The sequence below is a fragment of the Pseudomonas sp. RIT-PI-a genome (genome assembly GCF_001187875.1).
Lineage (GTDB): Bacteria > Pseudomonadota > Gammaproteobacteria > Pseudomonadales > Pseudomonadaceae > Aquipseudomonas > Aquipseudomonas coleopterorum.
The window spans coordinates 40,704-59,036 of sequence record NZ_LGIR01000031.1 but is presented as its reverse complement, the minus strand read 5'-3'; the positions used below and the strand labels follow the sequence as shown (position 1 = coordinate 59,036).

Below are 18,333 nucleotides of genomic sequence, written 5' to 3'. Positions count from 1 at the left end.
CAGCCCAGTACTCTTTCATGTGAAAGACGCTGTTAATACTTCTAGGTTTCAAGGAAATTAAGCTATGTCGAATCGTCAAAGCGGTACCGTCAAGTGGTTCAACGACGAAAAAGGTTTCGGTTTCATCACCCCTGAAAGCGGTCCAGACCTGTTCGTTCACTTCCGCGCCATTCAAGGCAACGGCTTCAAGAGCCTGAAGGAAGGCCAAAAGGTCACCTTCGTATCCGTGCAGGGCCAGAAAGGCCTGCAGGCCGACGAGGTTCAAGCCGAGGCTTGATTCGAGCGTCGCCCAAAAGCCCCAGCGCTGATAGCCTGGGGCTTTTTTGTGGCCGCTCGACAAGCGTCGACTGCCTCCCCTTCCAAGGATTCTCGATGGCACCCGATGCCGTGAACGCTATACATCAGCCGATGCCGGCAACCTTGGCTCGCCGGCTGGCTGCGGCGGCCTACGATCTGATCCTGTTGGTAGCCCTGCTGATGTTCGCCACCGCGCTGTACAAGCTGGGACAAGTGCTCTGGTACGGCGAAGCTCACCTGCGCGCCCTGTCCGAGGCAGGCGCCATGGATCATGACCAATGGCTTTCACTGCTGCTGGCAAGCCTGTCTTTCGCCTTCTTCGCCCGTTTCTGGACCCGTGCCGGGCAGACACTGGGCATGCAGGCCTGGGGTATCCGCGTGCAAAGTGCCGACGGTAGCCCGCTCGGCCTGGGCCAGGCGGCGCTGCGCTTTGTCCTGGCGATATTGTCGTGGCTATGCTTGGGGATCGGCTGGTGGTGGATGCTGTTCGATCGACGTCAGCGCACCTGGCACGATCTGGGATCGCGCAGCCAGGTGGTGCGGATGGCCCAACGAAAAACCGGCCACTGAGGGCCGGTTTTCTGTGTGGCTGTGCTTGCGCTAACCGGCGCGTCGCAACAGCCAGATCCCTGCCACGGCGCAGATCGCTGCAGGCAGCACCACTGCCAGCAGCGGTGGGAAGCCGAACACCAGGCTCGATGGCCCGAGCAGGTCCTGGGCGATGCGGAACACGAAGCCCACCAGCACGCCGGTGAACACGCGCTGGCCCAGGGTGACCGAACGCAACGGGCCGAAGATGAACGAGATGGCCATCAACACCAGCGCTGCCGTGACCAGCGGTTGCAGGACCTTCACCCAGAACGCCAACCAGTACTGACCGTTGTTCAGCCCTTGATCGGCGAGGTAGTGGATGTAGCCCCACAGACCGGAAATCGACAGCGCTTCGGGTGCGACAATGACCGTACTCAGCAGCTGTGGAGTCAGAGAAACATCCCAACGCTCTTCGGGAGCCTTGACCACTTCGCTGCGATCGCTGTGGAACAGCGTGGTCGTGACATCACTCAACTGCCAATGATCACCATCGTATTGCGCCTTGCGGGCAAAGCTGGCGCTGAGCATATGGCGCTGGTCGTCGAAGCGGTAACGGGTGACCCCGTACAGCAGGCCTCGCGGCTGGACCGTGTTGATGTGGATGAATTCGTCACCCTGGCGGTGCCACATGCCGTGCTTGCCGCTCTGCGCATCGCCACTGCCCTGAGCCAGGGAGCGCTCGGCCTGAGCCTTGTCTTCTGCAGGCGGGGCAACGTATTCACCTACCAGCACGCCCACGATCATCAACACCAGCATGGGCTTCATCACTGCCCAGACGATGCGCCCCACCGACACGCCGGCCGCGCGCATGATGGTCAGTTCGCTGCTGCTGGCCAGGCTGCCGAGGCCGATCAGGCAACCGATCAGGGCCGCCATCGGCAGCATGTCGTAGACCCGTCGCGGAGCCGTCAGGGCAACGTACTTACCGGCATCGACCAAAGTGTAGGTGTCGCTGATGTCACCCATCTCGTCGATGAAGGCGAACAGCGAGGCCAGCCCGAGGATGATCCCCAGCACGGCCAGAATGGCGACCGCGACGCTCTTGCCGATGTAGCGATCGAGCTTAACCATGGGTCACCCCCTTGGCACGGCGGCTGGCACGGGCCAGCTTCATGGGTTCCCAATACATCAGCAGCAGGCCTATGGCCAGGAACAGCGCGTGCACCCACCACATGCCAAGCGCTGCGGGCAGCCGGCCTTTTTCCATGGCGCTGCGCGCGGCGATGAGCAGGGTCAGATAGGCCATGTATAGAAGGATCGCCGGTAGCAGTTTGAGGAAACGGCCCTGGCGCGGGTTGACCCGCGACAACGGGACTGCCATCAGAGTCACGATGAACACCAGTATGGGCAGCGACAGGCGCCACTGCAGCTCGGCGCGAGGCCGTGGGTCATTGCTGCTCCACAGCTCGCCGGTGGGGATGGCTTCGCGATCGGTGATGTCACTGCTCACGTCCGGCTTGGGTAGAAGCACACCGTAGGTGTCGTACTGGATGGCGCGGTAGTTGGCTTCGCCCGGGTTGCCGTCGTAACGGAAGCCGTTCTCCAGAATCAGGTAGCGGTTGCCATCGGCACGCACTTCCTGGCGGCCCTTCTCGGCCACCAGCACGGAAATTCCACGATCCTTCGCCTTGTCCTGTGACATTCGTTTCTCGGAGATGAACACGCCACTGAGGTCGACGCGGTTTTCCGAGAGGCTCTGGGTGTAGGTGACGCGGGTGCCATCGCGCAACGCCTGGAAGCGACCCGGCACCAGGGTGTCGAACTCGGTCATGGCGTCCTGCTGATTGATGATCGTGGCGACTTGGGCGACGCCCTGCGGCGCCAGGCTCAGGCTCAGCCAGGCGACCAGCAGGGCGACCAGCGCCGCCGGGGCCATGGTGATCGCCAGCAGGCGCTGCTGGCTCATGCCGGTGGCGGAAAGCACGGTCATCTCGCTTTCCAGGTACAGACGCCCATACGCCAGCAGGATACCCAGAAACAGGCCCAGCGGCAGGATCAGCTGCAGGAAGCCCGGCAGGCGGAAGCCCATGATCATGAACAGCACGCCGGGGTCGAGGATCCCTGACGCCGCCTGGGCCAGGTACTTGATGAAGCGCCCGCTCATGATGATCACCAGGAGCACCGCACTCACGGCGCTCATTGTGATCATGACCTCACGGGACAGATAACGGAAAACGATCAAACCAGACACTCCAGGGTCGTCGCGCGCAGGCAGCCCGACAGGGGAACGTAGCAGCCAGGACAGGGGCCGGCCCGCAGGAGCGGGCCAGGTAAAAAAGTCGCCGCATTATCCTGTGAAAGGCTGTGCCTGTCACTTAACAGCGGCATTGGATGGACAATTACCACCATGCAAAGGTTGCGAGGGGGCTGGGGCTGGGGTCAAACTGGACGCTTTCGCGCGAACCGTCTTGCGCAAGCATCGACCTAGAATCAGGGGTTCTGGATATGGAATTGGTTGTAAAGAGCGTTGCTGCCGAATCGATTAAAACCGCGACCCTAGTCGTCGCCATCGGCGAAGAGCGCGCACTGGGCGCCATTGCCAGCAAGATCGACAGCCTGAGCGGCGGTTTGATCAGCGCTGCACTCAAGCGTGGCGACATCGTCGGTCGTGCCGGCCAGACCCTGTTGCTGCCGGGCGTACCTGCACTCAAGGCCGAACGCCTGCTGCTGGTGGGCAGCGGCAAGGACGAAGAACTGGCCGACCGCCCATGGCGCAAGCTGGCCAGCGCTGCCTATGGCGCATTGAAGAACCTGGGCGGCAGCGATGCCGTGTTCGCTTTCGACGAGCTGACCGTCAAGGGCCGTGACGCCTACGGCCGAACCCGCCTGCTGGCAGAGACCCTGATCGATGGCGAATACGTGTTCGATCGCTTCAAGAGCAAGAAGGCCGATCCGCGTGCCTTGCAGAAAATCACCCTGCTGACGCAGAAATCCAGCCAGGCCGACGTCGAACGCGCCGTGACCCATGCCAAGGCCATCGCCAGCGGCATGAGCTTTACCAAGGACCTGGGCAATCTGCCGCCCAACCTGTGCCACCCCAGCTTCCTGGCCGAAGCCGCCAAGAGCCTGAGCAAGGCGCACAAGAACCTCAAGGTCGAGATCCACGACGAGAAGAAGCTCAAGGAACTGGGCATGGGCGCGTTCCTGGCCGTCGCTCAGGGCAGCGCACAGCCGCCACGCCTGATCGTGCTCAACTATCAGGGCGCAAAGAAATCCGAGCAGCCGTACGTGCTGGTGGGTAAAGGCATCACCTTCGACACCGGTGGCATCAGCATCAAGCCAGCGGCCGGCATGGACGAGATGAAGTACGACATGTGCGGTGCGGCCAGCGTGTTCGGCACCCTGCGCGCCGTGCTGGAACTGGAACTGCCGATCAACCTGGTGTGCCTGATGGCCTGCGCCGAGAACATGCCCAGTGACCGTGCGACACGCCCTGGCGACATCGTCGAGACCATGAGCGGCCAGACTGTGGAGATCCTCAACACCGACGCCGAAGGCCGTCTGGTGCTGTGCGATGCGCTGACCTACGCCGAGCGTTTCAACCCGCGCGCGGTGATCGACATCGCCACCCTGACCGGCGCCTGCGTCGTTGCCCTGGGTGGCCATACCACCGGCCTGATGAGCAACAACGAAGCCCTGGTCGGCCAATTGCTGGAAGCGGGCAAGCAGGCGGACGATCGTTGCTGGCAGCTGCCGCTGTTCGAGGAGTACCAGGAGCAACTGGACAGCCCGTTCGCCGACATCGCCAACATCGGTGGGCCGAAGGGCGGTGCGATCACTGCCGGCTGCTTCCTGTCCCGCTTCACCAAAGCCTATGAGTGGGCGCACCTGGACATCGCCGGTACGGCGTGGGTCAGCGGCGGCAAGGACAAGGGCGCTACCGGTCGTCCTGTGCCTCTGCTCACCCAGTACCTGCTGGATCGCGCCGGGGTGTAATGCCTCAAGTCCGCGTCGGTCCTTTTCGCGGGCAGAGCCCCGCTCCCACAGGAAGCATGCTTGTGTGGGAGCGGGGCTCTGCCCGCGAAAAGGACGACTCGGTCTCAAGCACCAGGAACACGCCATGCCCCAAGTCGACTTCTATGTTCTGCCCACGCCCCTGCCCGCCGCACGCCTGGACTTCGCCTGCAAACTGGGCGAAAAAGCCTGGCGCCTGGGCCATCGGGTGTACGTCCATTGCACTGACGCTGCCCAGCGCGAGGCAATGGATGCACGCCTGTGGAGCTTCAAGGGTGAAAGCTTCGTCCCCCACAGCCTGGCGGAGGACGATCCGCACTCGCCCGTCACGTTGGGCATCGCTGCACAGGCGGCGGGCCATGACGACCTGCTGATCAACCTGGCCTTGAGCGTACCGAGCTTTGCCGGGCAGTTCGCCCGTATCGCTGAAATAGTGGTAGAAGACCCTGCTATTCGTCAGGCCGCCCGGGAGAGTTTTCGCTTCTACCGTGAACAAGGCTATCCTCTGCAAGACCACCGCTTATCGCGACTTTGAGCACACGATGGACAACAACACCAAGCCTTTGCCCAAATCCGTACACCTGCTGGACGACCTCGAATCGATCCGCAAGCTGCTCGGCGACGACACCCTGCAGCCACCGCTGCTGACCGACGCTGTGGTTCGCAGCGAGCCGGATGTGCCGTTGCTGTTCGAACTGCACGACGAGCCCGAGGCCGCTGCCGAAGCGCCAGCGGCGGCAACCGTTGCCCCTACCCCCGCGCAGAACCGCCAGGACACCCTGCTGCACCTGGACGCCGAACTGCGCGCCGCCGCTCAGTTGATCATGCAGGATGTGATCGACGATTTCGCGCCGCACATCGAAACCGAAATCAAGCGCCGCCTCGAGGCCCGCATGGAAAGGTTGCTGAACCAGCCCTGATCCCCTTCCCCCGCCCTTCGCAGCCACGGACCGTTCGCCTACCAGCGTAGGAGCGGTCCTCGGCCGCGAAACAGGCGCTACGGTGTGTCAGCCATACCGAGTTGCGCCCATCGCGGCCACGGACCGCTCCTACGCAGCCCGCCTCCCTCCCATAGCCGCCATATCCCCGCTATACTTCCCGGCTTTCTTTGAATAAATGCCTTATAGGGTCCCGCCGCGCATGGATAAGACCTACCAGCCGCACGCAATCGAAACTTCCTGGTACCAGACCTGGGAGGCCGAGAACTACTTCGCCCCGCAAGGTGCCGGCGACTCCTACACCATCATGATCCCGCCGCCGAACGTTACCGGCAGCCTGCATATGGGCCACGGCTTCAACAACGCGATCATGGACGCCCTGATCCGTTTCCGCCGCATGCAGGGTCGCAACACCCTGTGGCAGCCGGGTACCGACCACGCCGGTATCGCCACGCAGATGCTGGTCGAGCGCCAGATCGAAGCCCAGGGCCTGAATCGCCATGATCTGGGCCGGGAAAAATTCCTGGAAAAGATCTGGGAATGGAAAGACCAGTCCGGTGGCAACATCAGCCGCCAGATCCGTCGCCTCGGCTCGTCGGTCGACTGGAGCCGCGAACGTTTCACCATGGATGACGGCCTGTCCGAAGCGGTCAAGGAAGCCTTCGTGCGCCTGCACGAAGACGGCCTGATCTACCGCGGCAAGCGCCTGGTCAACTGGGACACCAAGCTGCACACGGCCATCTCCGACCTGGAAGTGGAAAACCACGATGAAAAAGGTTTCCTCTGGAACCTCAAGTACCCGCTGGCAGACGGCGCGAAAACCGCCGAAGGCAACGACTACCTGATCGTCGCCACCACACGTCCGGAAACCATGCTCGGCGACGCCGCGGTCGCGGTGAACCCGAACGACGAGCGTTACCAGGCATTGATCGGCAAGTTCGTCGAACTGCCCTTGGTAGGCCGTCGCATTCCGATCATCGCCGATGATTATTGCGACCCCGAGTTCGGCACCGGCTGCGTGAAGATCACCCCGGCCCACGATTTCAACGACTACGAAGTCGGCAAGCGGCACAACCTGCCGTTGCTCAACATCTTCGACAAGAATGCCAACGTTCTGCCCAGCGCTCAGGTGTTCAACCTCGACGGCACGCTGAACGACAGCGTCGACGGCACCTTGCCTGGCGAATACGCCGGCCTGGACCGCTTCGAGGCCCGCAAGCAGATCGTCGCCGCGTTCGACGCCGCCGGCCTGCTGGTCAGCGTCGATGACCACGCCTTGAAAGTGCCGAAGGGCGATCGCTCCGGCACCGTCATCGAGCCCTGGCTGACCGACCAGTGGTACGTGTCCACCAAGCCGTTGGCCGAACCTGCCATCGCCGCCGTGGAAGACGGCCGCATCGCCTTCGTGCCCAAGCAGTACGAAAACATGTACTTCTCCTGGATGCGCGATATCCAGGACTGGTGCATCAGCCGTCAGCTCTGGTGGGGCCATCGCATCCCGGCCTGGTACGACGAGTCCGGCAAGGTCTACGTCGGCCGCAGCGAAGCCGAAGTGCGCAGCAAGCACGGCTTGGGCGACGAGGTGACGCTCAATCAGGACAACGACGTGCTGGACACCTGGTTCAGCTCGGGCCTGTGGACCTTCTCCACCCTGGGCTGGCCGGAGCAGACCGAGTTCCTGAAGAAATTCCACAGCACCGACGTGCTGGTCACCGGCTTCGACATCATCTTCTTCTGGGTCGCCCGGATGATCATGTTGACCATGCACCTGGTCAAGGACGAGAACGGTACGCCGCAGGTACCGTTCAAGACGGTCTACGTGCATGGCCTGGTGCGTGATGGCCAGGGCCAGAAGATGTCCAAGTCCAAGGGCAACGTGCTCGACCCGCTGGACATCATCGACGGTATCGAGCTCGAAGCCCTGGTGGAAAAGCGCACCAGCGGCATGATGCAGCCCAAGCTGGCGAAGAAGATCGAGAAGCAGACCCGCGACGAGTTCGAAGGCGGCATCGCCAGCTACGGCACCGACGCCCTGCGTTTCACCTTCTGCTCGCTGGCGTCCACCGGCCGCGACATCAAGTTCGACATGGGCCGTGTCGAGGGCTATCGCAACTTCTGTAACAAGATCTGGAACGCCGCGCGCTATGTGCTCGACAAGGGCGAGGACTGCGGCCAGAACGGTGAGGCCTACGAGCTCTCGCTGGCTGATCGCTGGATCATCTCGCAGCTGCAGCGCACCGAAGCCGAAGTCACGCGTCATCTGGATCAGTTCCGTTTCGACCTGGCTGCCCAGGCACTCTATGAGTTCATCTGGAACCAGTATTGCGACTGGTACCTGGAGCTGTCCAAGCCGGTGCTGTGGGACGACAACGCTCCGGTGGAGCGCCAGCGCGGTACCCGTCGTACCCTGGTGCGCGTGCTGGAAGTGGCGTTGCGCCTGGCGCATCCGTTCATGCCGTTCATCACCGAAGAAATCTGGCAGCGCCTGGCGCCGCTCGCCGGTGTGCAGGGCAAGACGATCATGCTGCAGCCTTGGCCGGTGGCCAATGAAAGCCGTATCGACACCGCCGCCGAAGACGATATCGAGTGGCTCAAGGGCCTGATGCTCGGCGTGCGCAACATTCGCGGCGAGATGAACATCGGTCCGGGCAAGCCACTGGCGTTGTTCCTCAAGAACACCGGCAGCCAGGATCAGCGTCGTCTGCAGGAAAACGATGCCTTGCTCAAGAAGCTCGCCAAGCTGGAGTCCATCACCGTGCTGGACGATGGCCAGGAAGCGCCTCTGAGCGCTACTGCGCTGGTCGGTGAAATGGAAGTGCTGGTGCCGATGGCCGGGCTGATCGACAAGGACGCCGAACTGGCTCGCCTGGACAAGGAAATCCAGCGCCTGAACGGTGAAGTCGCTCGCGTGGGCGGCAAGCTGTCCAATGCAGCCTTCGTCGACAAGGCACCCCCCGCCGTCATCGACAAAGAGCGCGCCAAACTGGCCGAAGCCGAACAGGCACTGACCAAGCTGGCCGAACAGCACGCGCGGATCGCCAGCCTGTAATCCGTCTGCTGGCCTCTTCGCGGGCAGAGCCCGCTCCCACAGGTCGTTATGGGAGCGGGCTCTGCCCGCGAAGAGGCCCCCGCCCCCACCGGTAACCTCCCATGTCCACCCCGCCAAAACCCACCCTGCACCCGCGCAATCGCCACCAGGGTCGCTACGATTTCCCGCAATTGATCAAGAGCCATCCGGACCTTGCCCGGTTCGTCATCCTCAACCCGTATGGCAAGCAAAGCATCGACTTTGCCGATCCTGCGGCGGTCAAGGTGTTCAACCGGGCGCTGCTCAGGACCCTCTATGGCATTCAGCACTGGGAGATTCCGGACGGCTACCTATGTCCGCCCATACCCGGACGGGCCGACTATCTGCACTGCCTGGCCGACCTGCTGGCCGAAAGCAACGGTGGCGAGATTCCGCGGGGCGCCGGCGTCAGGGCGCTGGATGTGGGTGTAGGTGCCAACTGCATCTATCCCCTGCTGGGCCACAGTGACTATCGCTGGCAATTCGTGGGCTCCGACATCGACCCGGTGGCACTGGCCTCGGCCAACACCATCGTGCAGGCCAACAAACTGGGCAAGGCCATTTCTCTGCGCCAGCAGACGCAGCCTCGACAGATTCTCCAGGGACTGCTGGGCCGCGAAGAACGGTTCGCCGTGACCCTGTGCAATCCGCCCTTCCATGCCTCGTTGCAGGAAGCGACCCGCGGCAGCCAGCGCAAATGGCGCGCGCTGGGCAAGGCCGATCCCAAGCGCAAGCTGCCCGTACTCAACTTTGGCGGTCAGAACAACGAGCTGTGGTGTGAAGGCGGCGAGATTCGCTTCGTGACGCAGTTGATCAACGAAAGCGTGGCCGTGGGACAGCGGGTGTTGTGGTTCTCGACGCTGGTGTCCAAGGCGTCCAACCTACCGGCCATCCAGGCAGCCCTTGGCAAGGTCAATGCCGTGCAGGTACGGGTGGTGGAAATGGGCCAAGGCCAGAAGCAAAGCCGCTTCGTCGCCTGGACCTTCCAGGCAGAGCCAGCCGGCAAAAACTGGTTCAGCTGACTGATTCACGGCGCACTGCGGCCCCTGTGGGAGCGGGCTCTGCCCGCGAAGCAGCCACCACGCGTTGCGAGCTTCGCGGGCAGAGCCCGCTCCCACAGATGCTCACAGACCGCGCCTATGGATTTACAGGCACAAAAAAACCGCGCCCGGGTTGACCCGCGGCACGGTTCGTCGAGCCGTTACAATTACTTGTTAACGGAATCGGTCAGCACTTTGGCTGGGACGAACTTGACGACTTTCTTGGCAGCGATTTCGATGGCAGCGCCAGTCGAAGGGTTACGGCCAGTGCGGGCAGGACGCTCGGTGATTTTCAGCTTGCCGATACCAGGCAGAGTGATCTCGCTGCCATTTTCCAATTGATCGGCAACGATCTGGCCCAGCTGCTCGATAGCGTTGCGCGCGGTGGTTTTCGGCGCGTCGATAGCTTCAGCGATATCGGCGATCAGTTGGTCTTTGGTTAATGCCATGGTGGTGTACCTTCCCTATCAAATTCAATTGGATTGCAAAGTGCAGCGTAAGTCGGAGCCGGGCGTGCGACGTCCGCCGGGGCTCGCGTTTCGGTCATGCCAATCGCCATTGTAGATACCCAGAATGACGTTTGGTTCGACTCGAAAGCCGCTCTCTGCGGGGCTTCACGGCCTCGTGGGCCGCAAGACCGGGCAAAACTAGCACAGAGCCAAACAAATATCCGCCACTAGCGGCCCTTTTATTCAGCTTTATCATGGGTTTGGCCAAAAAGTAGACGATTTCGTCGTTTCAGCGCATGCGCAGGTCACCGGCAATCCGTAAAACCCCTATCTACGTTACACTTCGCCCCTTTGTGGCACAGCCTGCTCCAGCCGCCGTGCCCATCAGTCAGACAAGCCGAGAAGCCCATGCCGATCCGTCACTGCATCGTCCATTTGATCGACAAGAAACCCGACGGCACGCCTGCCGTGCTTCATGCACGCGACAGCGAGCTGGCCGAGTCCAGCGCCATCGAACATCTGCTTGCCGACCTCAACGAAAGTTACAACGCCAAGCAGGGCAAGGCCTGGGGCTTCTTCCATGCCGAGTCCGGTGCGCACCCATTCAGCGGCTGGCTCAAGGACTATCTGGACGAGGGCCGCGACTTCACCCAGTTCAGCCGCACGGCCGTCGAGCACCTGCAGAAGCTGATGGAAGAATCCAACCTGTCCACCGGTGGGCACGTGCTGTTCGCGCACTACCAGCAAGGCATGACCGATTACCTGGCCATTGCCCTGCTGCATCACAGTGAAGGCGTGGCCGTGACCTCCGAGCTCGACGTGACCCCGTCGCGGCACCTGGACCTGGGGCAACTGCACCTGGCGGCGCGCATCAACCTGTCGGAGTGGCAGAACAACAAACAGTCCAAGCAGTACATCTCGTTCATCAAGGGCAAGAACGGCAAGAAGGTTTCGGAGTACTTCCGCGACTTCATCGGCTGCCAGGAAGGTGTCGATGGCCCGGGGGAAACGCGGACACTGCTCAAGGCGTTCAGCGACTTCGTCGAGAGCGAGGACCTGCCAGAAGAGTCGGCGCGGGAGAAAACCCAGACCTTGGTGGAGTACGCCACCAGCCAGACCAAGATGGGCGAGCCGGTCACGTTGAAAGAGCTCTCGGGTCTGATCGACGAAGAGCGCCCGCAGGCGTTCTATGACCATATCCGCAACAAGGATTACGGTTTGTCGCCAGAGATCCCGGCCGACAAGCGCACCCTCAACCAGTTTCGTCGCTTCACGGGGCGGGCCGAGGGGCTGTCGATCAGCTTCGAGGCGCATCTGCTCGGCTCGAAGATCGAGTATGACGAAGAAGCCGGTACCTTAATCATCAAGGGCCTGCCGTCGCAACTGACCGACCAGCTCAAACGGCGGAAGGATTGACTGAGTGGTTACCGACCGCTAAGCGGGCGCTGCGGGGTGTCAATCGGACCGCAGCGTGGCCTTCGCGGGCAGAGCCCGCTCCCACAGTTGGCGGGGAGGCAGGCGCTGCGGGGTGTCCGGCTTGACGTCGCCGCTACGGTGTTGTGATCGCAAAACCCACTCGCGGGAAATGCACATGCACCACGCCGGCGCGCGCGTCTTCACGCCGGATGATCAATTCCTCGGCCCCGGCAAACAACAACTCGCCCTGCACGGGGTCGACGCCATAGTCCACGGCCGAGATGCTCACTTGGCCGCCCACCTTGAAACCGTTGGGATCCTCGAACGTTTCGTCGGGCAAGTCTGCCGGAGTGGCCGCTTTGGCAATCGCCAGGGCTTCGTCGGCAGTCAGCTCGCTGTAGGTGCCGTGGCCAAAACCCAGTACGCGCCCCAGCCAGGCGTGGATGGCGGGGTAGGCATCCACCAGCGGTGCGGTGACCGGTGTGCCCTTGAGGAACCACAGCAGATGAGCCATGGAGAAATCGGCCAGGGTCGGCCCGCCGAACAGGTACTCACCTTCAGCGTTCTGTAGTTGCTGTTCCAGGCGCGCCATGAACGTCGGCCATTGATGCTTGGCCTGCTCCACCGGCAGACGCGTGGCCGTGCCGCCCTGGAACAGCGCCATGCGATCGGCAATGAAGGCCTTGGCGGCGTCTTCGGGCAGACGCGACAGACGGGCGCTGATGGACTCGGGCTGGAACACCAGGCTGACGGCATGCTGGAACAGCACCGAATCGGCCCAGGCGGCGAAAGTGGCCACGGTGAGTTCCTGGCCAAGGGGCAGCAGCGCCGGCAAGGCTTTCTCCTGCTCCAGCCGTCGAGCGATCAGGGCTGTGTCGCAATAGACATCGGCGCCGACCTGCAGCACTGGCGTCTTGCGATAGCCACCGGTCAGCGCCGTCAGATCAGGCTTGGGCATGATCGGCGAAATCAGTACCGAGCGCCACGCGAGCCCTTTGAAGCCGAGCATCAGGCGGGCCTTCTCGGCGAACGGCGAGGTCGGATAGTGGTGCAGGATCAACTCGGACATATCGGCTCCAGCAGCGGATGGGAAAGCCCACAGCTTACTCGCACCCGCGCAGACCACATACCCCCGTAGCAGCGACGCATGCGGTATACCTGAACGAACGCACAACCCCGAACACGGCTCGCGATCCCCGTAGCAGCGGCGCAAGCCGCGTCGGCGGTGCATGCGGTGTGCCTGAATGAACGCGATGAAGCCGGACGCGGCTTGCGCCGCTGCTACAGGGGGGTGAATGTGGCTACGAGGTGTTCCTTGGCGGGCTTGCGCAGGCGCTTGATCAGCCGTTCGTGGCGCAAGGCTTCGCTTTTGCTCGGCCACGCTTCCACGTACACCAACGCCACTGCAGGGCTGGACAGAAAAAACCGCGCGCCCTTCCCACTCTGGTGCTTGGCGAAACGGCGCTGCGGATCGTCACTGATGCCGCAGTAAAGCGAGCCATTCGCCGCGCGCACCAGGTAGACGTACCAAGGCTTGGGTGGCGCGATAGCGGTCATCGATTCAGCAGCGCCTGTGTGCAAGCAATATCACTCCACCTTCGTCGCCATAGCCTGCACATGCAGCGTGCGCCCGGCCCCCATGCCCGCAGCCGTGGCGGCAACGCCGATGACGGCGAACACCCAACCCACTGCGCCCCACCCGCCCGTCATGTCGTGCACCAGACCGACCGCGAAAGGCCCCATCGACGCGATGGTGTAGCCCACGCCTTGGGCCATGCTCGACAGATTGGCCGCCACATAGGCATCACGCGAGCGCAGCACGATCAAGGTCAGTGCCAATGCGAACACGCCGCCCTGCCCCAAACCCAGCACGACCGCCCAGCCCCACATCCCGCCCAGCGGTGCGTAAAGCAGGCCGAACAACCCAGCCAGGCTCAGCGCCATCACGGCGAGAATCGGCAGGCGCTGATCACGGCCGCGGGTGGCCAGCCATGGCACGGTCAACGCGCTGGGCAACTGCACGATGATCGAGAATGACATGACCAGACCCGCTTCCGCCGCCGACAACCCGCGCCCGATCAGGATCGACGGCAACCAGCCGAAGACGATATACGCTAGCGACGACTGCAGCCCCATGAACAGCGTGACCTGCCACGCCAACGGATCACGAAACAGCCCACTGACACGATAGCGAGCGCGCTGCACACCATGCTTCTGTCGCGTCTGCGGCCACCAGAACACCGCAGCCAGCAACGCCGGCACCATCCAGAACGCCAGGCCGATGCGCCAGCTGTCATCGAAATACTGGCTCAGCGGAACGCTGGAACCGGCCGCCAATGCCGCTCCCAGGCATAACGCCATGGTGTAGACGCCGGTCATCGTGCCGGCCTGTCGGGCGAAGTCGCGCTTGACGATGCCAGGCAGCAGCACACCGATGATCCCGATACTGCCACCGGCCACCAGGCTGCCGATGAACAAGCCCCAGATGCCCAACTGACTGCGCAAAGCGATACCGGCCGCCAGCACGAGCAACACCCCAAGGACCACGCGCTCGCTGTCGAAGCGGCGAGCCAGCAAAGGTGCCAGCGGCGCGAAAAGGCCCAGGCACAGGACCGGGAGCGTGGTCAGCAGACCGGCCGTCGAGCCGCTCAGGCCGAGGCTGGCAGAGACCTGCGCAAGCAACGGCGCCATGCTCGACAGGGCCGGACGCAGGTTGAGTGCTACCAGCACCAGACCAAGGATCAGCAACCAGGGTTTATGCAGCGGCGTGACGATATCGCGACTCGAAGGGGTACAGTTGGCAGTAGGCATAAAAGTCCAGAAACGAAAGTGCGGACCATTGCCAGGACGGGAATGCCTGGTGGTCTCTTGGATACGGCTTTGAACGAAGAAGCGTAGAGCCTATTGCCAGTAATGGCAAATACCTGGCTGGCAGTGTGCCCTTCACACCGCAGCGCGCCCTTCGCGGGCAGAGCCCGCTCCCACAACTGGGCCTCATAACAGGCGCGGATCCCCTGTGGGAGGGGGTATGTCAGCAAGGGCAAATGCCTGGCTGGCAGTGTGCCCTTCACCCCGCAGCGCGCCCTTCGCGGGCAGAGCCCGCTCCCACAGGAATCCGGGCAACCCGTAGGAGCGGTCATCGGCCGCGAAGCAGGCGCTGTGGTGTGTCAGTCATACCGAATCGCGCCCTTCGCGGCCACGGACCGCTCCTACATGTATCCGGGCAACCCGTAGGAGCGGTCATCGGCCGCGAAGCAGACGCTCCGGTGTGCCAGGTGAACCGCAGTGCGCCCTTCGCGGGCAGAGCCCGCTCCCACAACTGGGCTCCACAACAGGGTCTTACAACAGGCGCGGATCCCCTGTGGGAGCGGGCTCTGCCCGCGAAGCAGGCGCTGCGGTGCAGCAGACCTGAAACGAAAAAACCCGGGCACAGGCCCGGGTTTTCGGTTTGCTGCAAACGGTGATCAGTGCAGGATCTGGCTCAAGAACATCCGCGTCCGATCACTCTGCGGGTTGTCGAAGAAGTCGTTCGGCGCTGCCTGCTCGACGATCTCCCCCTTGTCCATGAAGATCACCCGGTTCGCCACGGTTCGGGCGAAGCCCATTTCGTGGGTCACGCAGAGCATGGTCATGCCATCCTCGGCCAGGCCGATCATGGTGTCGAGCACTTCCTTGACCATTTCCGGGTCGAGCGCCGAAGTCGGTTCGTCGAACAGCATGATCTTGGGCTTCATGCACAGCGCCCGTGCAATGGCCACACGCTGTTGCTGACCACCGGACAACTGACCCGGAAACTTGTGCGCCTGCTCCGGAATGCGTACGCGCTCCAGGTAATGCATGGCGATTTCCTCGGCTTGGCGCTTGGGCATCTTGCGCACCCACATCGGCGCCAGCGTGCAGTTCTGCAGGATGGTCAGGTGCGGAAACAGGTTGAAGTGCTGGAACACCATGCCCACTTCGCGACGTACCGTTTCGATCTGCTTGAGATCGTTGGTCAGCTCCACGCCGTCGACGATGATGGTGCCCTTCTGATGCTCTTCCAGACGATTCAGGCAGCGAATGGTGGTCGACTTGCCCGAACCCGAAGGCCCGCACAACACGATACGCTCGCCCTGGGTCACGTTCAGGTTGATGTCCTTGAGCACGTGGAACTGGCCGTACCACTTGTTCACGCCTTGCATCTGGATGATGCCCGGAGCGCCGGCCGGTTTCTTGATCGCTTCACTCATGATTAAGCTCCTAACGCTTGTGGCCAGTGTCCAGCTTGCGCTCCAGGTGCATGGAGTAGCGGGACATACCGAAACAGAAGATCCAGAACACCAGGGCCGCGAATACGTAGCCCTCGGTCGCCATGCCCAGCCATGCGGGGTCGGCTGCCGCCTGCTTGACGCTGTTGAGCAGGTCGAACAGGCCGATGATGATCACCAGGCTGGTGTCCTTGAACAATGCAATGAAGGTGTTGACGATGCCCGGAATGACCATCTTCAGGGCCTGCGGCAGGATCACCAGGCCCATGCTGCGCCAGTAGCCCAGCGCCATGGCCGAAGCGGCCTCGTACTGCCCCTTGGGAATGGCCTGCATGCCACCGCGCACCACCTCGGCGACATAGGCCGACTGGAACAGGATCACGCCGATCAACGCACGCAGCAGCTTGTCGAAGTTCATGCCTTCAGGCAGGAACAGCGGCAGCATCACCGAGGACATGAACAGCACGGTGATCAACGGCACGCCGCGCCAGAACTCGATGAAGGTCACGCAGACCACCTTCACCGCCGGCATTTTCGAGCGACGGCCCAGAGCCAGCAGAATCCCCAACGGCAAGGCGCCGGCGATGCCGACAGTGGCGATCACCAGGGTCAGCATCAGGCCGCCCCACTGGCTGGTGGCAACGGTCGGCATGCCGAACGCCCCGCCGTGCAGCAGGAAGTAGGCGATGACCGGGTACAGCACCAGGAAACCGATGCCATAGACCGCCTTGCGCTTGAACCGCGACATGAACAGCGGCGCTACACCCAGAACTGCCAGCCAGACGGTCAGGTCGACGCGCCAGCGCAGCTCGGGCGGGTAATAGCCATACATGAACTGGCCGAACCGTTGCTGGATGAACACCCAGCAGGCGCCTTCCTTGGTGCAGTCGGCACGGGTGGTGCCGACCCAGTTCGCGTCGAAGATCGACCAGTTCAACAGGGGCGGCACGATCAGCCAGATCAGGTACAGCGACAACAGCGTCAGCAGGGTGTTGAGCCAGCTGGAGAACAGGTTCTGGCGCATCCACGCGACCGGGCCGAACACTTTGCTCGGTGGTGGCTGGTCGGGTTTGAAAATATGGGTCGTCATGCGCTTATCCTCACCGTTCGATCAGCGCAATGCGCTTGTTGTACCAGTTCATCAGCAGGGAAATGCTGATACTGATCGCCAGGTACACGCTCATGGTGATGGCAATGACTTCGATCGCCTGCCCCGTCTGGTTGAGCACGGTACCGGCGAACAGCGAAACCATTTCCGGGTAACCGATACCGGCAGCCAGCGACGAGTTCTTCGCCAGGTTCAGGTATTGGCTGGTCAGTGGCGGAATGATCACGCGCAGGGCCTGCGGGATGATCACCTTGCGCAGGGTCGGGCCGTTGCGCAGCCCCAGGGAATGCGCCGCTTCGGTCTGGCCGTGGCTCACCGACTTGATGCCCGAACGCACGATCTCGGCGATGAACGCCGCGGTGTACACGGTCAGGGCCAGGGTCAGGGCCAGCAGTTCCGGGATCAATACCCAACCGCCGACGAAGTTGAAGCCCTTGAGCTCGGGTTTTTCCCAATGCACCGGAGCGCCGAAGATCAACGAGCACAGGGCCGGCACGACGATGAGGATCGCCAGTCCCACCCAGAATTTGTGGAACGGCTCGCCGGTGGCTTCGAAGCGCTTGGTGGCCCATTTGGACATCAGTACGATGCCGACGATGGCCAGGATGACGCTGATCACGAACGGCCAGAAGCCCGGTGCAGCAAGCGCAGCCGGCATGTTCAGGCCGCGGCTGCTGACGTAGAAGCTGTCCATGAAGCCATGGGCGGCGCGCGGCCCAGGCAGCGTCAGAAACACCGCGAAGTACCAGAACAGGATCTGCAGCAGTGGCGGGATATTGCGGAACACCTCGATATAGACCGTCGCCAGCTTGTTGATCATGAAGTTGGGCGACAGCCGAGCCACACCGATCACGAAACCCAGCAGGGTTGCCAGGATGATGCCGATGATCGACACCAGCAGGGTGTTGAGCAGGCCGATCAGGAACACGCGCGCGTAGCTGTCCGATTCGGTGTAGTCGATCAGGTGTTGGGCAATGCCGAAGCCGGCACTGCGTTCGAGAAAGTCGAAACCGGAAGTGATGCCCCGGTGTTGCAGGTTGGTCTGTGTGTTGTTGAACAGAAACCAGCCCATACCGACCACCGCCACAATGGTGATGATCTGGAAAAGCCACGCACGCACACGTGGATCAGTCAGGGACAGGCCCTGCTTGGGTGCGCCGATTTGATTTTGCATGGAAAGCCCCAGGAGAGAGGGAGAACAGCGCCTGACGGCAACGTGCCGTCAG

General features: G+C 62.5%; 17 protein-coding genes. 8 read left to right on the top strand and 9 right to left on the bottom strand.

What is annotated here, in order from left to right; genetic code table 11:
• The first annotated feature begins 64 nt into the window (after positions 1-64).
• A complete protein-coding gene (locus AC788_RS17490; protein WP_049861833.1) occupies positions 65-277 on the top strand; it encodes a cold-shock protein in 213 nt (70 codons plus the stop codon).
• A 95-nt stretch (positions 278-372) separates the two neighbouring features.
• Entirely contained in the window at positions 373-867 is a 495-nt protein-coding gene (locus AC788_RS17485) for an RDD family protein (RefSeq protein WP_049861832.1), read from the top strand.
• 30 nt (positions 868-897) lie between these two features.
• On the opposite strand, the gene lptG is transcribed toward AC788_RS17485, so the two are convergent.
• Together lptG and lptF are read right to left on the bottom strand one after the other, a co-directional pair.
• The gene (gene lptG, locus AC788_RS17480; RefSeq protein WP_049861831.1) at positions 898-1,959 is read right to left on the bottom strand and encodes an LPS export ABC transporter permease LptG; all 1,062 of its coding nucleotides are present in this window, start codon (positions 1,957-1,959) and stop codon (positions 898-900) included.
• Positions 1,952-3,070: an LPS export ABC transporter permease LptF gene (gene lptF, locus AC788_RS17475; protein WP_049861830.1), complete on the bottom strand. Its 1,119-nt coding sequence runs from the start codon at positions 3,068-3,070 to the stop codon at positions 1,952-1,954. The genes lptG and lptF overlap by 8 nt, the downstream gene beginning before the upstream one ends.
• Before the next feature lie 263 nt (positions 3,071-3,333).
• Here lptF and AC788_RS17470 point away from each other — a divergent pair, with 263 nt between their 5' ends.
• The 5 genes from AC788_RS17470 to rlmF all read left to right on the top strand — a co-directional run bounded on the left by AC788_RS17470 (position 3,334) and on the right by rlmF (position 9,869).
• Complete coding sequence (locus AC788_RS17470; protein ID WP_049861829.1) at positions 3,334-4,824, top strand: leucyl aminopeptidase; 1,491 nt, start codon at positions 3,334-3,336, stop codon at positions 4,822-4,824.
• 124 nt (positions 4,825-4,948) lie between these two features.
• Positions 4,949-5,377: a DNA polymerase III subunit chi gene (locus tag AC788_RS17465; protein WP_049861828.1), complete on the top strand. Its 429-nt coding sequence runs from the start codon at positions 4,949-4,951 to the stop codon at positions 5,375-5,377.
• 7 nt (positions 5,378-5,384) lie between these two features.
• A complete protein-coding gene (locus tag AC788_RS17460) occupies positions 5,385-5,762 on the top strand; it encodes a hypothetical protein (protein WP_049861827.1) in 378 nt (125 codons plus the stop codon).
• 220 nt (positions 5,763-5,982) lie between these two features.
• Complete coding sequence (locus AC788_RS17455; protein ID WP_049861826.1) at positions 5,983-8,829, top strand: valine--tRNA ligase; 2,847 nt, start codon at positions 5,983-5,985, stop codon at positions 8,827-8,829.
• A 101-nt stretch (positions 8,830-8,930) separates the two neighbouring features.
• Complete coding sequence (rlmF, locus tag AC788_RS17450) at positions 8,931-9,869, top strand: 23S rRNA (adenine(1618)-N(6))-methyltransferase RlmF (RefSeq protein WP_049861825.1); 939 nt, start codon at positions 8,931-8,933, stop codon at positions 9,867-9,869.
• A 185-nt stretch (positions 9,870-10,054) separates the two neighbouring features.
• Here the strand turns inward: rlmF and AC788_RS17445 are convergent, their stop codons facing one another.
• Positions 10,055-10,336 (bottom strand): HU family DNA-binding protein, encoded by a 282-nt coding sequence (locus tag AC788_RS17445; RefSeq protein WP_043186365.1) that lies wholly within the window; start codon positions 10,334-10,336, stop codon positions 10,055-10,057.
• A 408-nt stretch (positions 10,337-10,744) separates the two neighbouring features.
• On the opposite strand from AC788_RS17445, the gene yejK reads away from it, so the two are divergent.
• Positions 10,745-11,752, top strand: coding sequence for a nucleoid-associated protein YejK (gene yejK / locus AC788_RS17440; RefSeq protein WP_049861824.1), 1,008 nt, complete (start codon positions 10,745-10,747; stop codon positions 11,750-11,752).
• Positions 11,753-11,885: 133 nt separating this feature from the next.
• On the opposite strand, the gene AC788_RS17435 is transcribed toward yejK, so the two are convergent.
• The 6 genes from AC788_RS17435 to AC788_RS17410 form a co-directional block, all read right to left on the bottom strand.
• Positions 11,886-12,821, bottom strand: coding sequence for a glutathione S-transferase family protein (locus AC788_RS17435; protein WP_049861823.1), 936 nt, complete (start codon positions 12,819-12,821; stop codon positions 11,886-11,888).
• Between the two features lie 212 nt (positions 12,822-13,033).
• Positions 13,034-13,309 (bottom strand): GIY-YIG nuclease family protein, encoded by a 276-nt coding sequence (locus AC788_RS17430; RefSeq protein WP_049861822.1) that lies wholly within the window; start codon positions 13,307-13,309, stop codon positions 13,034-13,036.
• Between the two features lie 30 nt (positions 13,310-13,339).
• Complete coding sequence (locus AC788_RS17425) at positions 13,340-14,563, bottom strand: MFS transporter (protein ID WP_049861821.1); 1,224 nt, start codon at positions 14,561-14,563, stop codon at positions 13,340-13,342.
• Between the two features lie 653 nt (positions 14,564-15,216).
• Positions 15,217-15,981 carry an amino acid ABC transporter ATP-binding protein gene (locus tag AC788_RS17420; protein ID WP_049861820.1) on the bottom strand — a complete coding sequence of 255 codons (765 nt, stop codon included), beginning with the start codon at positions 15,979-15,981 and terminating at the stop codon, positions 15,217-15,219.
• Positions 15,982-15,991: 10 nt separating this feature from the next.
• On the bottom strand, positions 15,992-17,089 hold the full coding sequence (locus AC788_RS17415) for an amino acid ABC transporter permease (protein WP_049861819.1): 1,098 nt from the start codon (positions 17,087-17,089) through the stop codon (positions 15,992-15,994).
• Between the two features lie 10 nt (positions 17,090-17,099).
• Positions 17,100-18,281, bottom strand: a complete 1,182-nt coding sequence (locus AC788_RS17410; RefSeq protein WP_049861818.1) for an amino acid ABC transporter permease — start codon at positions 18,279-18,281, stop codon at positions 17,100-17,102.
• Positions 18,282-18,333 lie beyond the last annotated feature (52 nt).

What these genes read in the sequence shown, in the direction of transcription:
- AC788_RS17490 (WP_049861833.1), top strand. Translation starts at nt 65, where the DNA reads ATGTCGAATCGTCAAAGCGGTACCGTCAAGTGGTTCAACGACGAAAAA.
- AC788_RS17485 (WP_049861832.1), top strand. Translation starts at nt 373, where the DNA reads ATGGCACCCGATGCCGTGAACGCTATACATCAGCCGATGCCGGCAACC.
- lptG (WP_049861831.1), bottom strand. Translation starts at nt 1,959, where the DNA reads ATGGTTAAGCTCGATCGCTACATCGGCAAGAGCGTCGCGGTCGCCATT.
- AC788_RS17470 (WP_049861829.1), top strand. Translation starts at nt 3,334, where the DNA reads ATGGAATTGGTTGTAAAGAGCGTTGCTGCCGAATCGATTAAAACCGCG.
- AC788_RS17465 (WP_049861828.1), top strand. Translation starts at nt 4,949, where the DNA reads ATGCCCCAAGTCGACTTCTATGTTCTGCCCACGCCCCTGCCCGCCGCA.
- AC788_RS17460 (WP_049861827.1), top strand. Translation starts at nt 5,385, where the DNA reads ATGGACAACAACACCAAGCCTTTGCCCAAATCCGTACACCTGCTGGAC.
- AC788_RS17455 (WP_049861826.1), top strand. Translation starts at nt 5,983, where the DNA reads ATGGATAAGACCTACCAGCCGCACGCAATCGAAACTTCCTGGTACCAG.
- rlmF (WP_049861825.1), top strand. Translation starts at nt 8,931, where the DNA reads ATGTCCACCCCGCCAAAACCCACCCTGCACCCGCGCAATCGCCACCAG.
- AC788_RS17445 (WP_043186365.1), bottom strand. Translation starts at nt 10,336, where the DNA reads ATGGCATTAACCAAAGACCAACTGATCGCCGATATCGCTGAAGCTATC.
- yejK (WP_049861824.1), top strand. Translation starts at nt 10,745, where the DNA reads ATGCCGATCCGTCACTGCATCGTCCATTTGATCGACAAGAAACCCGAC.
- AC788_RS17435 (WP_049861823.1), bottom strand. Translation starts at nt 12,821, where the DNA reads ATGTCCGAGTTGATCCTGCACCACTATCCGACCTCGCCGTTCGCCGAG.
- AC788_RS17430 (WP_049861822.1), bottom strand. Translation starts at nt 13,309, where the DNA reads ATGACCGCTATCGCGCCACCCAAGCCTTGGTACGTCTACCTGGTGCGC.
- AC788_RS17425 (WP_049861821.1), bottom strand. Translation starts at nt 14,563, where the DNA reads ATGCCTACTGCCAACTGTACCCCTTCGAGTCGCGATATCGTCACGCCG.
- AC788_RS17420 (WP_049861820.1), bottom strand. Translation starts at nt 15,981, where the DNA reads ATGAGTGAAGCGATCAAGAAACCGGCCGGCGCTCCGGGCATCATCCAG.
- AC788_RS17415 (WP_049861819.1), bottom strand. Translation starts at nt 17,089, where the DNA reads ATGACGACCCATATTTTCAAACCCGACCAGCCACCACCGAGCAAAGTG.
- AC788_RS17410 (WP_049861818.1), bottom strand. Translation starts at nt 18,281, where the DNA reads ATGCAAAATCAAATCGGCGCACCCAAGCAGGGCCTGTCCCTGACTGAT.